Here is a 13,624-nt window from a genome sequence, read left to right as displayed (position 1 = left end):
AACCGAGATCGTGGGGCATGATGGGACGGGTGAGAACGAGTACGAAGACCATCGAACGCCCAGACGTCACCGAAGACACCCAGCTCGACGACGGCACCCCGAAGTTCTTCCACTACGTCAAGAAGAACCAGATCGTCGACTCCGCCGTGAGCGGCAAAATGGTCGTCGCCCTGTGCGGTGAGACCTTCCCGGTGACCAAGCAGGCCAAGCCGGGCTCCCCGGTGTGCCCCGACTGCGAACGGATCTACCAGGGTCTGCGCAAGAAGTGAGTGGGGGAGCAACGGGGCAGCTGCGCGCCTGGCAGCGGGCGGCGCTGACCAAGTACCTGCTGCACAAACCGAAGGACTTCCTGGCGGTGGCGACCCCGGGCGCGGGTAAGACGACCTTCGCCCTGCGGGTGGCCACCGAGCTGACGTCGAACCGCACCGTCGACCGCGTCATCGTCGTCGTCCCCACCGAGCACCTCAAGGTGCAGTGGTCGGCAGCCGCCGCCCGGGTCGGTCTGTCGCTGGACCCCAGGTTCACCAACTCCTCCGCGGTCAACCCGGCCTACGACGGTGTCGTGGTCACCTACGCCCAGGTGGCCATGCACCCCTTCAAGCACCGGGCGGTGGCCACAGCCAAGCGCACCCTGGTCATCCTCGACGAGATCCACCACGGCGGTGACGCCAAGAGCTGGGGCGACGGCATCCGGGAGGCCTACGACGACGCCGAGCACCGGCTCGCCCTGACCGGTACCCCGTTCCGCTCGGACGACTCGCAGATCCCCTTCGTCCGCTACGAGCAGGACGGGGAGGGTCACCTCGTCTCTCGCGCCGACCACACCTACGGCTACTCGGACGCGCTGCGCGACGGCGTCGTCCGCCCCGTGGTGTTCCTCGCCTACTCCGGTGAGGCCCGCTGGCGGGACAGCGCCGGTGAGGAGTACGCCGCCCGCCTGGGTGAGCCGCTCAACCCCGAGCAGACGGCGCGCGCGTGGAAGACGGCCCTGGACCCGAAGGGCGACTGGATCCCGGCCGTCCTCAGCGCCGCCCACACCCGGCTGCAGCAGCTGCGCCGCAACATGCCGGACGCCGGTGGGCTGGTCATCGCCACGGACACGACGACCGCGCGGGCCTACGCGAGGATTCTGTCGACGTTGTCGAGCACCCCGGTCGCCGTCATCCTCTCCGACGAACCCGGCTCCTCCGACCGCATCAAGGAGTTCAGCGACTCCACCGACGAATGGATGGTCGCCGTCCGCATGGTGTCCGAGGGTGTCGACGTCCCGCGGCTCGCCGTCGGCGTCTACGCCACCTCCGCGTCCACCCCGTTGTTCTTCGCCCAGGCCATCGGCCGTTTCGTGCGTTCGCGCATGCCCGGTGAGACCGCGAGCGTGTTCCTGCCCTCCGTGCCCGTCCTGCTGGACCTGGCCGCCAAACTGGAGACCTCCCGCGACCACGTCCTGGGCAAACCCGACCGACCCAAGGAGGGCTGGGACGACGAGGCCCTCGCGGAGGCCAACCGGGAGCAGAACGAGCCGGACGAGGAGAAGGGCTACGAGTCCCTCGGCGCCGAGGCCGAACTGGACTCGCTCATCTACGACGGTTCGACCTACGGCACCGCCACCATCGCGGGTTCCGAGGAGGAGGCGGACTACCTCGGCCTGCCCGGCCTGCTCGACGCCGAGCAGATGCGTGCCCTGCTGCGCAAGCGCCAGGAGGAACAGCTCGACGCCCGCGATGCCGCGGCGACGGAACCGTCGGAGGGGAACCGGCAGGCGTCGGAACGCGTCGCCAGCGCCGAGATCCCCCAGTTGAAGAAGGAACTCAACGCGCTGGTCTCCATCACCGCCGGCCGCACCGGGCGCCCGCACGGCGCGATCCACACCGAGGCCCGCAACGCCTGCGGTGGACCGCCCACCGCGATGTGCACCGCCGAGCAGCTGCGCGACCGCATCGCCTACCTCCGGCGCTGGTGATGCAGCAGAACTCGGTGGCGCCCTGGGCACTCGCGCTGTCCCTGGTGTCTCTGGGCCTGGCACTGAGCCTGGTGGGCACGCTGTTCGCCCTGCCGGTGGCGCTGGTGTCCCTCATCCTCGGCGTCGTTGCCGTGGTCCGCTCCCGGCGGATCCCGGGCCCGCTGGCACGCACCGGGTCCTCGGTCACGGCGATCATCTGCTCGCTCATCGCGCTGGTCATCTCCGCCCTCCTCTGGGCCGTGGTGCTGTACTACCTGGGGATGACGGAACTCCCCGAGTGCTGGGGTTCCGACCCCGTCGCCCGGCAGGAGTGCATCGACGCGATCCGGGGTACCCCGTAAAGTCGGTGCCGATTGGTTACCCTGGGACAGGCACTTATCAACCCGAAAGGACCCGGCGATGACCACTCCGAACGATCCGAATCAGCCGAACTACGACGCCTACCGCTACCCGGAAACCCCGGGCCAGACTCCGCCGCAGGACAACTACGGCGGGTACCAGAGCACCTACGACGCCCCGCCGGCCGGTAACTGGGCGGTCGACGCCGCCCGGAACGGGGTGGCCCCGTGGGCCCTCGGTGTGTCCATCCTGGCGCTGGTGATGACGGTGAGCATCTTCCTCACCGCCTTCGCCGCCCCGGTCGCACTCATCGCCCTCATTCTCGCCATCGTGGCGCTGGTGAAGTCCCGGAAGATCACCGGCCCGTACGCGCGGAAGGGCATGTCCATCACGGCGCTGGTCCTGTCGATCATCGCGCTGGTGCTGTCCGTCCTGTTCTGGGTGGTGATCACTGTGTTCCTCTCCGAGTCCGGCGTCATGGACTGCTTCACCCTCACTGACCCGGCCGCCCAGCAGGCATGTGTCGACCAGGCCCTCAATGACCTCTCCAACGCCTAGCCGGATCCGCTACGCCACCCCGGACATCGCCCGGGGCATCGCTCTGCTGGGCATTGCCCTGGCGAACATCTCCACCGCGTGGATCCTCACCACCGACGCCTCCTACGCCGAGCATTTCGGTGGGGTGTACGGGCAGGGGAGTGTCCTGGAGAATCTGGCCGTGGTGTTCTCGGCGATGTTCGTCCACGTCCGAGGACTGCCGATGTTCACCACCCTGCTGGGCTTCGGAGTCGGCCTCATCACCATGAGCCTGTGGCGGCGGAACTATCCGCTGCCGAGGGCCCGGACGGTGCTGCTGCGCCGCTACGGGCTGCTGGCGGTGTTCGGCCTCGTCCACCTGGTGCTGCTGTTCTTCGGCGACATCATGGTCTCCTACGGCCTCGGCGCGATGGTGCTGGCGACGATGATCTCGCTCAAGGACCGCACGCTCATGATCATCGCGTGGGTGCTCATCGGCATTCAGATCGCCTTCACCACCGCCGGTGCCGTGGTGATGGCACTGGTGCCCGACCTCATGGCCTTCGGGCTCGGCGACATCGCCGACAACTCCTCCTACCTCGGCTACCTGCGCACCAACCTCGTCGTCGGCGGGTCCCAGCTCATGGCACTGCCCGTCACCGTCGGCATGCTGCTGCCGCTGATGATCATCGGTTTCGTCTGGGCCCGGAGGGAGTGCTCGCCGACCTTGACGCACACGCGACGCTGCTGCGCCGTTGGGTCGCGGTGACGGTGGCCGTCATCCTCCTGGTCGGCCTGCCGTGGGGCCTGGCCGCCGTCGGCGTCCTGCCCGGGAACCTGGAGGCGTTCTTCTCCGTCGTCAACGGCGGCGTGGGCATGCTCACCGGTCCCGGCATCCTCGCCGCCATCGCGCTGGCGTGCCGTGGCATCCAGGAGCGTATCGACGCCGGCTCCTACCGCCCGTCCGTCCCCGTCCGGGCCGTGACGGCGCTGGGTCGACGCTCCATGAGTGGCTACATCATGCAGTCGTTCCTGTTTCTCGTCCTCACCCAGCCGTTCACCCTCGGGTGGGGCATCGGGTCCGGCGTACTCACCCAGATGGGCATAGCCTTCCTGGTGTGGCTGATCACCCTGGTCCTGGCATACGTAGGGGACCTGGCCGGATGGCCAGGCCCCTTCGAGTGGCTGCACCGCCGTCTCGCCTACGGCAGGGGCGGACTCTAGTCCAGGTAGTCGCGCAGCACCTGCGATCGCGACGGGTGCCGGAGCTTGGACATCGTCTTCGACTCGATCTGCCGGATGCGCTCACGCGTCACGCCGTAGACCTGGCCGATCTCGTCCAGGGTCCGCGGCATGCCGTCGGTGAGGCCGAAGCGCAGCTTGACCACACCCGCCTCACGCTCGGACAGGGTCTGCAGGACGTCCTGCAGCTGATCCTGGAGGAGGGTGAAGGACACGGCGTCGACAGCGACAACCGCCTCCGAGTCCTCGATGAAGTCACCGAGCTGAGAGTCACCCTCGTCGCCGATGGTCTGGTCCAGGGAGATGGGCTCGCGGGCGTACTGCTGGATCTCGAGGACCTTCTCCTCGGTTATGTCCATCTCCTTGGCCAGCTCCTGCGGAGTGGGCTCGCGGCCCAGATCCTGCAGCAGCTCACGCTGGATACGACCCAGCTTGTTGATGACCTCCACCATGTGCACCGGGATACGGATGGTGCGGGCCTGGTCGGCCATGGCGCGGGTGATGGCCTGCCGGATCCACCACGTGGCATAGGTGGAGAACTTGTAGCCCTTGGTGTAGTCGAACTTCTCCACCGCGCGGATGAGACCGAGGTTGCCTTCCTGGATGAGGTCCAGGAACGCCATGCCGCGGCCGGTGTAGCGCTTGGCCAGGGAGACGACGAGACGGAGGTTGGCCTCCAGCAGGTGGTTCTTCGCCTTACGGCCGTCGCGGGCGATCGCGCGCAGGTCACGCTTGACCGCAGGAGTGAGCTTGGCGTCCTTGTCGCCGTCAGCGAAAGCGGACTCCATCTGTTCCATGCGGTAGGTGGCGTAGAGACCGGCCTCGATGCGCTTGGCCAGGGACACCTCCTGCTCGGCGTTGAGCAGCGCGACCTTGCCGATCTGCTTGAGGTAGGCGCGGACCGAGTCGGCGGAGGCGGTCAGCTCCGCGTCCTTGCGGGCCTGGCGGAGGGTGGCGGACTCGTCCTCGTCCCAGACGGACGCACCCTCGTCCTCCTCTTCTTCCTCCTCCTCAGCGTCCTCGCCGAGTTCCTCCTCGTCGAGGGCGGGCTCCTCGAAGTCCTCGTCGTTGGCGATCTCCGGCTCGAACTCCCCGTCCTCCGCGACCTCCGGAGCTTCAGCGTCGACGGCAGCGGGGGCGTCCGTCTTCTTCGTCGCCTTCCGCGCGGTCTTGCGGGTCGTCTTCTTGGCCGTTTTCTTGGCGGCCTTGCGCGCCGTCTTCTTGGCCACCTTACGGGCGGCCTTCTTCACCGGAGTGTCCTCGGTACCGTCCAGTGCCTTGTCTGAAGAATCTGTGGCTGCCACGTACGCCCTTTCGACTTGCTCATTCGTTCGTGTGCGCCAGTGCCCTCAACATGGGGTCACTGCCGTCACGGTCAACCGCCCAGTATAGGGCAACTATTCCCGACCGGTCACATTGCCCGACTAAGGAGTCAGGTGCTCACGGACGGCCATCGCTGCGCCGACAATACCTGCCCGGTTGCGCAGGGTGGCCGGCACGACCGGCGTGTCCACCGAGACATGGTCGATCCATTTGGCGTGGTCGCGGCTGATGCCGCCCCCCACCACGAACGCGGTGGGGTTGAACAGGCGCTCATATTCGGCGAGGACCTTGGACAGGCGCTTTCCCCACTTCTTGAAGCTGAGCTCCTCGCGGTCCTTCGCGGCGGAGGAGGCCCGCTTCTCCGCCTCGTATCGGCCGATGATCATGTGGCCGAGTTCGGTGTTGGGGAAGAGATGCCCGTCGGTGATGAACGCGGAGCCGATACCGGTGCCGAGGGTGAGGAAGATGACTGACCCGGTCCGTGCAACGGGGTCGCCGAAGGCCACCTCGGCCAGGCCTGCGGCGTCGGCGTCGTTGAGCACGCTGATCTCCCGTTCGTCGAGGTGCCGGCCGAACAGTTCGTGGACGTCGGTGCCGATCCATGACGGGTCGATGTTCGCGGCCGTCAACGCGACCTGGCCCTTGATCACCGAGGGGATCGCGATGCCGACGGGTCCGTCCCACTCGGCCTTCGTGAGGATCTCCGCGACCGTCGCGGCCACCGCATCCGGGGTCGCCGGTTTCGGGGTCTTGATCCTGATGCGGTCGTCGGCGAATTCGCCGGTCTCGAGGTTGACCCGGGCACCCTTGATGCCGGAACCGCCGATGTCAATGCCGTAGCCGATCTGCTCCATGGCGACCAGTGTACAAATCACGGGCACAATGGGCTCATGAACTCACAGCTCGGCGACCTTCGAGACCTTAGAGACACTGCCGTCCTCATCGCGCAGGAGACCGCGGCACTGATCCGGTCCAGCACCACCCGGGAGGTGATGGCGACGAAGTCGTCCTCGGTGGACCCCGTGACCGTGGTGGACACGATGGCAGAGGAGCACATCGCCACCCGCCTGGCGGAGCTGCGGCCCGACGACGGGCTGATCGGGGAGGAGGGGAACGAGCGGGCGTCGAGAAGCGGGGTGTCCTGGGTGGTGGACCCCATCGACGGGACGGTGAACTTCCTCTACGGCATCCCCGAGTACGCGGTGTCCATCGCGGCCGCCGTCGACGGCGAGGTCGTCGCCGGGGCAGTGGTCAACGCCGCCACCGGAGTCGTCTACTCTGCAGCCGCGGGGGAGGGCGCCACCCGGGACGGGCAGCCGCTGCGGTGCACCACCGTCGAGGACCCCTCGCGGGCGCTGCTCGCTACCGGGTTCTCCTACTCGGCGTCGCGACGCCGCGCGCAGGCCGAGCTGCTCACCCGCATCCTCCCGCAGGTCCGGGACATCCGGCGGATGGGGGCCGCGGCCCTCGACCTCTGCCGGGTCGCCGAGGGCAGCGTCGACGCCTACTACGAGCACGGGATCAACTGCTGGGACTACGCCGCGGGACTGGTCATCGCCCGCGAATCCGGTGCCGTGGCGCGGGTGCCCCGCCTGTCCACACCCGGCTCCCTCGGGGAGGTCACCTTCGTCGCCGCCGGACCCCTGGCACCGGCTCTGACATCCGTGCTCACGGAAGCCGGTGTATTCACTTCGTTGGGAAGGTGAATTTATTAGTTCTGACCTGTGGGTATGACAGAAACGCAATTAGCGCTTACTATGCGCCCAGACATGTAGGTCACCACGACATAAGGACGATGATTCATGGCCACCGATTACGATGCCCCGCGCCGCCGCGTCGAGGACGAGCTGGAGACCGATTCCCTCGAGGGCCTCAAGGCCGCTGAGAATCAGAATCCCGGCATCGACGACGACGGAGACATCGTCGAGCCCTTCGAGCTGCCGGCCGTGGACCTGACCGGCGAAGAGCTCAACGTCACCGTCGTGCCCAAGCAGTCGAACGAGTTCACCTGCTCGATCTGCTTCCTGGTGCAGCGCAACAACCTCAAGTCCCACACCGAGCCGGACGGCTCCGAGGTCTGTCTCGACTGCGCCTAGCGGTAGTGCGCCAGGGAGGTCTCCGTCTGCTCCGGCAGGAAGGCCTCCAGCAGCGCCTCGGGGTTCCGGGTGCTGATGAGCCAGTAGGGGGTGGGGTCCTCCGGGTCATCGAGCACCAGCATCACCATTTCGTGCACCCACCCGTGGGACACCACGAACGCCGCGGGGTCCAGCTGGCGACCCATCGCGTTGCGCTTCGCGGTCGCCGGCACCGCCAGGGACCGTGACACCACATCATCCGGCAGGGACGCCGACCTCACGTTGAGCCACTTCGTCCCGTCCGGGTCCTGTTCGACGGTCACCGTCGTCGACGACCATGACACCAGCACCCACACCGCCGCCGCGGTGAGCACCACGGCGGGGACGATCAACCACCAGATGTTCCGGTTATTGGCCAGCTGCGCGGTGGTCAGCGCTACCAGTAGTCCGGCCAGAATCCACCAGTAGACGGGGACCCACTGGCGCTCGCGGTAGAGAACTGAAGAATCGGTGTCACTCACGCCTGCCCACTCTACTGCACCGGAAATGCCCGGTAGATTGGTGGCCGTGACTGAAAATTCTGTGAAGATCCTCCGCCTGGACAAGGACCTGCCGCTGCCCGTGCGCGCCCACCGTGGTGACGCCGGCGCCGACCTCTTCGCCACCTCCGACGTCGTCCTGGCACCGGGGGAGCGCGCGCTGGTGGGCACCGGCATCGCCCTCGCCCTGCCGCTGGGCACCGTCGGGCTCGTCCATCCGCGTTCCGGGCTGGCGGCGCGGGAGGGTCTGAGCATAGTCAACGCCCCCGGCACCATCGACGCCGACTACCGCGGGGAGGTCAAGGTCTGCCTGATCAACCTCGACCGCGACACCCCCATCACCGTCACCCGCGGCATGCGCATCGCCCAGCTGGTCATCCAGCGGGTCGAGCTCGTCGACTTCGTCGAGGTCGACGAACTGGACGAGACCGTCCGGGGCGAGGGGGGCCACGGGTCGACCGGTACAGTGGGGCCGACACACTAGAACGAGGAGATGACTGATGGCACTGTGGCCATTCGGCAAGAACAACGACGAGCCGGAGTCGACCTACTCAGACGAAACCCCGGAGGTTCCGGAGGAACAGGGACCGGTCACCGGCCCCTTCGACGGAGATACCGTCGCCATCGAGGAGTTCGACTTCACGGACTTCTCCCTGGGTCTGCTCAACCTCGGGTCGATGAAGATCCCCCTGCCGAAGAACTCCCAGGTGCAGGTCGAGATGGGCGACGCCGGCCCGAAGATGGTCCACCTCGTCACCGAGTTCGGCCGGGTCACCCCCGTCGCGTTCGCCGCCCCGCGTTCCGCCGGCCAGTGGAGCGAATCCACCGAGCAGATCACCCAGGGCATGATCGGCGACGGCCTCACCGTCGACGTCGAGCAGGGCCCCTGGGGCCCCGAGGTCGTGGGCACGGGGGAGCACGGCGCCATCCGGGTCATCGGTGTGGAGGGACCGCGCTGGATGCTGCGCATGACCGCCACCGCCCCGCACGACAAGGCCGATGGCCTGCGTGACCTGACCCGGGAGATCACCGCCCGCACCTTCGTCTACCGCGGCGACAACCCCATTCTGGCGGGCAACTCCCTGCCCGTCGTCCTGCCCCAGCAGCTGGTCGCCCAGGTGCAGCAGGCCATGCAACAGCGAAATGAGCAGCAGAAGTGACCGAACTCGACAAGGGCACCACCCGGGACCTGCACATCACCCGGATGGCCCACGGCGGTGAGGGCATCGCCGAGATCGACGGTCGCGTCGTCTTCGTCCGCGGTGCCTACCCCGGTGACACCGTCACCGCCACCATCACCAGGGTGAAGAAGAACTTCGCCCGCGCTGAGACCGATTCGGTCGTCGAGGCCGGTCCCTTCCGCGTCGAACAGGCCTGCCCGGCGGCCGCCGCCGGTGCCGGCTGCTGCGACTTCGGTGATCTCGACCCCACCCGGGAGCTCGACCTCAAGGCCGGCATCCTCACCGGCCAGCTCACCCGCCTCGGCCGAGTCGCTGACCTGCCACGAATTGAACCGATTGACCTGCTGCCTGCCCGCGGCTGGCGCACCCGCGTCCGTCTCGGCGTTGATGAGCAGGGCCGCGCCGGTTTCCGCGCCCGCGGTTCCAACGACATCGTCCCGGTCGCCTGCACCCAGGTCGTCGACGGGCTTCTCGACGGTCTCATCGGCGACCGCCGCTTCACCCCCGGCGCCGAGGTGGTCGCCGTCCTGGACAGCGAGGGCCAGCGCCACGTCGTGGAGACCCGCCGCGCCCCCCGCGGACGCCGGGTGGAGAGGGTCACCGATGTGCTCGAGGGCACCGGCACCGTCACCGAGCATGCCGACGGCCACACCTTCCGCTTCCCCGCGACCGCCTTCTGGCAGGCCCACACCAACGCCCCCGACGCCTACACCGGCGTCATCCGGCGCTGGCTCGCCGACCTGCCCGACTCCGAGGCCGATGAGCAGATCGGCTGGGACCTCTACGGCGGCGTCGGCCTGTTCATCCCTGCCATCGCCGACAGTCTCGGCGGCACCCCGGTCATCCACTCCGTGGACTACTCCCCGGCGGCAGCGGAGCTGGCGCAGGAGGGCCTCGCCCCCTACCGCGTGGAGCGGCACAACAGGCGGGTGGAGGCGGCCGTCGCCACGCTGCCGACACCGCGGGTGGTCGTGCTCGATCCGCCGCGCACCGGCGCCGGGGACGAGGTGGTGACCGCAGTCGCCGCCGAGGCCCCCGAGACCGTCATCCACATCGGCTGCGACCCCGCGACCTTCTCCCGGGACATCGCCGCCTGGGGTGCCGCTGGCTACCAGCTCATCCGGTTGGCCGTGGTCAACGCCTTCCCCGGGACACACCACTTCGAGATCGTCGCCGAACTGAATCCCGGGAAACAGTCCGGGTAACATGGCTGGATACCGTTCAACGACAGAAGGAGACGATCGGATACCCATGGGACTTCTCAGTGGACTGTCGTCGCCCGCCGACCTCAAGCGCCTCGATGAGTCGCAGCTCGTCGAGCTGGCGGCAGAGATCCGACAGCTTCTCGTGGAGAAGGTCTCCGCCACCGGCGGTCACCTCGGACCCAACCTCGGTGTCGTCGAGCTGACGATCGCCCTGCACCGGGTGTTCGACTCGCCCGAGGATCCCTTCATATTCGACACCTCCCACCAGTCGTACGTGCACAAGATCCTCACGGGGCGCGCGGACAAGTTCGACACCCTCCGGCAGAAGGGCGGAATCTCCGGTTACACCGCCCGGACGGAGTCGGAGCACGACTGGACCGAATCCTCCCACGCCTCCGCGTCCCTGTCCTACGCCGACGGCCTGGCCAAGGCACTGTCGCTGACCGGCCGAGGCGACCGCAACGTCGTCGCTGTCGTCGGCGACGGGGCGCTCACCGGCGGAATGTGCTGGGAGGCGCTCAACAACATCGCCCCCGGCCAGGACCGCAACGTGGTCGTTGTGGTCAACGACAACGGCCGTTCCTACTCGCCGACGATCGGTGGCTTCGCCACCAACCTCGCCATGTTGCGCATGCAGCGCAGCTACGACGAGATCATGGACCACGGCAAGAAGACCCTCAAGTCCATGGGCTGGGTCGGCGAGCGCACCTTCGAGGCCCTCCAGGCCTTCAAAGAGGGCGTGAAGTCCCAGGTCATTCCCACCGAGATGTTCCCGGAACTGGGCATGAAGTACATCGGCCCCGTCAACGGTCACGACATGGACCAGGTCCTCAACGCGATGACCTACGCCCGCAACTACGAGGGCCCCATCATCGTCCACGTGGTCACGGAGAAAGGCCACGGCTTCGCTCCCGCGGTCAATGACGTCGCCGACCAGATGCACGCCACCGGCATCATCGACCCGGTGACCGGAATTCCCGTGGCGGAGGCCGCGCCCGACTGGACGAGCATCTTCGCCCAGGAGGTCATCCTGGCCGCCGAGCAGCGGGAAGACATCGTCGCCATCACCGCCGCCATGGCCGGCCCCACCGGCCTGGCCGCCTTCGCGGAGCGGTTCCCCGAGCGCTTCTACGATGTGGGCATCGCCGAGCAGCACGCCGTCACCTCCGCCGCCGGCCTCGCCCTGGGCGGCCTGCACCCGGTGGTGGCCATCTACTCGACCTTCCTCAACCGGGCGTTCGACCAGATGCTTCTCGACGTCGCCCTCCTCGACCTCCCCGTCACCTTCGTCCTCGACCGGGCCGGCGTCACCGGCTCCGACGGCGCCAGCCACAACGGCGTGTGGGACATGGCGATCACCTCCATCGTCCCCGGCATCAAGGTGGCCGCACCCCGTGACGGTGGCCAACTGCGGGAGCTGTTCCACGAGGCGCTCGAGGTGTCCGACGGTCCCACGGTCGTCCGCTACCCGAAAGGTGCTCTCCCGGAGGAGCACGAGGAACTCATGCGCCTGGAGGACGGGGTGGACATCCTCCGGTACTCCGACTCTTCTGACGACGCGGTCGACGTCCTCCTCATCGCCGTCGGCTCCTTCGTCGGCACCGCACTCGCGGCGGCCGAGCGGCTCGAAGGCGTCAACGTCACCGTCGTCGACCCGCGGTGGATCGTCCCCGTCGCACAGTCGATCGTGGCCATGGCGGATGACCATGACCTGGTCGTCGTGCTCGAGGACGGCATCGTCCGCGGTGGCGTGGGGTCGCTGATCTCGGAGGCCCTGTCGGCCGCCGAGGTGGACACTCCGCTGCGCCGGCTGGCGTTCCCGGATGTGTTCCCGTTGCACTCCTCTCGCAGTGAGCTCCTCGCGGAGGTCGGGCTCGACGTCGACGGTGTCGTCGACTCCATCAACAGGTGGCTGGCTCCCTCCACTGAAAACTGATCCGGGCCCGCCGGAGCCATTCCTCGGGCTCTGACTTGCGGGGACGGGGAAGCAGACACTCCGGGAGGTCCGGGTCCGGCGGGGGCGGTACCTTCCGGCTCTGCGATTCCGCCCGCGCTCGGTCATTGCGCGCCTGACGGCGCTGGTCGAAGGTGCGCAGCCACAGCTTCGACTCCGTGGACAACGGCCCCGACGGGGTGTCGCTGAGCCAGGTGCCGTCACCGAGCAGCCAGATCACCTCTTCGCCGTGGCGGACATAGGCCACCCGACCGGAGGTCTTGAGATTGTGGTGGCGCCGGCACAGCTTGAGCATGTTGTTCGAGTCAGTGGGCCCGCCATCCCCGTGGTTGACGGTGTGGTCGTTGTCGCAGAAGGTGGCGTCGACCTGACAGCCGGGGAACTGGCACACCCCGTCGCGCCCCTCGAGGAAGGCCTCCAGGTCTGCGGGGGTCACGTAGGCCGCCGTGCTCACCTCGGCGGCGTCGGCCATGTCGCGCTCCCGACCGGCACGCTCGACCAGCACCGTGGAGACCCGGGCATTCAGCCAGCCGACCCGTGGGAGATAGGCCGGGGCATCGGGGATGTCGGTGGCCCGGTAGACGTTGAGGATCACCTGCACTCCGTCATCGCCGGTGACCAACCGGTGCAGGGCCTGGGCCATGCTGAGGTTCTCGCGGGCGGCGAGTTTGCGGACACAGGCGTCGATCTCGAGGCCGGTGACCTCGTCGACATGTGCGCTGAGATCGGCGGAGCCGTCATCGTTGAAGGCGAGGTGATAGAACTCGGTCGGTGGGGTCGGGTCCGGTTCGTCGGGGCCGAGGGTGTCATCGAGCAGAAGCAGGAGATCGGAGATGAAGGTCCGGATCTTCCGGGCGGAGGGCATGAGCTGGTTGGGTCGGGTGGGGGTGAGGAAACGGACCAGTTCCTCGTCGACGTCGGCTAAGTAGGCGCGGTCCGCCACGGCGAGGGCGCGGTCGATGGTGCGCAGGCGGCACATGTCGATGTGGTGCAGCTCGGCCTGCAGGGCCCGCAGGCGGGGAAGTTCGTCGAGGGTGGTGATGGCGTCGAGGTTGTCCTGGATGTAGCCGGCGCCCATGCCGGTGACGCGGGCGACGGAGGCGCAGTAGGCGGCGACGTCGAGGGTCGGGTCAAGGGCGGTGTGCAGGGCGCGCCAGCGACTGTGGTCGGCGATCTCCACGGCGAGCGAGGCGGCGGCGAGTGGGTTGTCGGGACTGGTGTGGGAGTAGAAGGCGGTCAAGGTGGACACCTCCGAAGGGTTGGATCAGGTGTTCGACCATCACCCTAGGA

15 protein-coding genes and 1 pseudogene are annotated in these 13,624 nt (G+C 67.9%); 12 read left to right on the top strand and 4 right to left on the bottom strand.

The window, feature by feature from the left end; translation table 11 throughout:
- Positions 1-29: 29 nt before the first annotated feature.
- From QP029_RS11935 to QP029_RS11910, 6 genes are read left to right on the top strand one after another with little or no spacing between them, the layout of a single operon-like run.
- Entirely contained in the window at positions 30-269 is a 240-nt protein-coding gene (locus QP029_RS11935) for a DUF3039 domain-containing protein (protein ID WP_284874491.1), read from the top strand.
- The gene (locus tag QP029_RS11930; RefSeq protein ID WP_284874490.1) at positions 266-1,960 is read left to right on the top strand and encodes a DEAD/DEAH box helicase; all 1,695 of its coding nucleotides are present in this window, start codon (positions 266-268) and stop codon (positions 1,958-1,960) included. Before QP029_RS11935 ends, QP029_RS11930 begins: the two co-directional genes overlap by 4 nt.
- Positions 1,957-2,301 (top strand): hypothetical protein, encoded by a 345-nt coding sequence (locus QP029_RS11925; RefSeq protein ID WP_284874489.1) that lies wholly within the window; start codon positions 1,957-1,959, stop codon positions 2,299-2,301. Before QP029_RS11930 ends, QP029_RS11925 begins: the two co-directional genes overlap by 4 nt.
- A 58-nt stretch (positions 2,302-2,359) precedes the next feature.
- On the top strand, positions 2,360-2,857 hold the full coding sequence (locus QP029_RS11920; protein ID WP_284874488.1) for a DUF4190 domain-containing protein: 498 nt from the start codon (positions 2,360-2,362) through the stop codon (positions 2,855-2,857).
- Complete coding sequence (locus tag QP029_RS11915; protein ID WP_284874487.1) at positions 2,838-3,584, top strand: DUF418 domain-containing protein; 747 nt, start codon at positions 2,838-2,840, stop codon at positions 3,582-3,584. Before QP029_RS11920 ends, QP029_RS11915 begins: the two co-directional genes overlap by 20 nt.
- The gene (locus tag QP029_RS11910; RefSeq protein ID WP_284874486.1) at positions 3,530-4,039 is read left to right on the top strand and encodes a DUF418 domain-containing protein; all 510 of its coding nucleotides are present in this window, start codon (positions 3,530-3,532) and stop codon (positions 4,037-4,039) included. The genes QP029_RS11915 and QP029_RS11910 overlap by 55 nt, the downstream gene beginning before the upstream one ends.
- Here the strand turns inward: QP029_RS11910 and QP029_RS11905 are convergent.
- A complete protein-coding gene (locus QP029_RS11905; protein ID WP_284874485.1) occupies positions 4,036-5,361 on the bottom strand; it encodes an RNA polymerase sigma factor in 1,326 nt (441 codons plus the stop codon). The genes QP029_RS11910 and QP029_RS11905 overlap by 4 nt on opposite strands.
- 120 nt (positions 5,362-5,481) lie before the next feature.
- The gene (ppgK, locus tag QP029_RS11900) at positions 5,482-6,234 is read right to left on the bottom strand and encodes a polyphosphate--glucose phosphotransferase (protein WP_284874484.1); all 753 of its coding nucleotides are present in this window, start codon (positions 6,232-6,234) and stop codon (positions 5,482-5,484) included.
- 36 nt (positions 6,235-6,270) lie between these two features.
- Here ppgK and QP029_RS11895 point away from each other — a divergent pair, with 36 nt between their 5' ends.
- Both QP029_RS11895 and QP029_RS11890 read left to right on the top strand, forming a co-directional pair.
- Complete coding sequence (locus tag QP029_RS11895; RefSeq protein ID WP_284874483.1) at positions 6,271-7,086, top strand: inositol monophosphatase family protein; 816 nt, start codon at positions 6,271-6,273, stop codon at positions 7,084-7,086.
- 96 nt (positions 7,087-7,182) lie between these two features.
- A complete protein-coding gene (locus tag QP029_RS11890) occupies positions 7,183-7,476 on the top strand; it encodes a DUF4193 domain-containing protein (protein WP_284874482.1) in 294 nt (97 codons plus the stop codon).
- Here QP029_RS11890 and QP029_RS11885 read toward each other — a convergent pair.
- Positions 7,473-7,976 (bottom strand): DUF3093 domain-containing protein, encoded by a 504-nt coding sequence (locus QP029_RS11885; RefSeq protein ID WP_284874481.1) that lies wholly within the window; start codon positions 7,974-7,976, stop codon positions 7,473-7,475. The genes QP029_RS11890 and QP029_RS11885 overlap by 4 nt on opposite strands.
- A gap of 46 nt (positions 7,977-8,022) precedes the next feature.
- Here QP029_RS11885 and dut point away from each other — a divergent pair, with 46 nt between their 5' ends.
- The 4 genes and pseudogenes from dut to dxs all read left to right on the top strand — a co-directional run bounded on the left by dut (position 8,023) and on the right by dxs (position 12,316).
- Positions 8,023-8,478 carry a dUTP diphosphatase gene (gene dut, locus QP029_RS11880; RefSeq protein WP_284874480.1) on the top strand — a complete coding sequence of 152 codons (456 nt, stop codon included), beginning with the start codon at positions 8,023-8,025 and terminating at the stop codon, positions 8,476-8,478.
- Positions 8,479-8,494: 16 nt separating this feature from the next.
- Positions 8,495-9,148: pseudogene (locus QP029_RS11875) on the top strand (DUF3710 domain-containing protein); the annotation flags it as partial.
- Positions 9,149-9,150: 2 nt separating this feature from the next.
- Positions 9,151-10,380 carry a class I SAM-dependent RNA methyltransferase gene (locus QP029_RS11870; protein WP_284874479.1) on the top strand — a complete coding sequence of 410 codons (1,230 nt, stop codon included), beginning with the start codon at positions 9,151-9,153 and terminating at the stop codon, positions 10,378-10,380.
- Positions 10,381-10,426: 46 nt separating this feature from the next.
- Complete coding sequence (gene dxs / locus QP029_RS11865) at positions 10,427-12,316, top strand: 1-deoxy-D-xylulose-5-phosphate synthase (RefSeq protein ID WP_284874478.1); 1,890 nt, start codon at positions 10,427-10,429, stop codon at positions 12,314-12,316.
- Here the strand turns inward: dxs and QP029_RS11860 are convergent.
- Positions 12,282-13,583 carry an HNH endonuclease signature motif containing protein gene (locus QP029_RS11860; RefSeq protein ID WP_284874477.1) on the bottom strand — a complete coding sequence of 434 codons (1,302 nt, stop codon included), beginning with the start codon at positions 13,581-13,583 and terminating at the stop codon, positions 12,282-12,284. The genes dxs and QP029_RS11860 overlap by 35 nt on opposite strands.
- Positions 13,584-13,624: the final 41 nt, after the last annotated feature.

It is taken from the genome of Corynebacterium suedekumii (assembly GCF_030252185.1).
Taxonomy (GTDB): domain Bacteria; phylum Actinomycetota; class Actinomycetes; order Mycobacteriales; family Mycobacteriaceae; genus Corynebacterium; species Corynebacterium suedekumii.
This window is presented reverse-complemented; position numbering and strand designations above follow the sequence as displayed.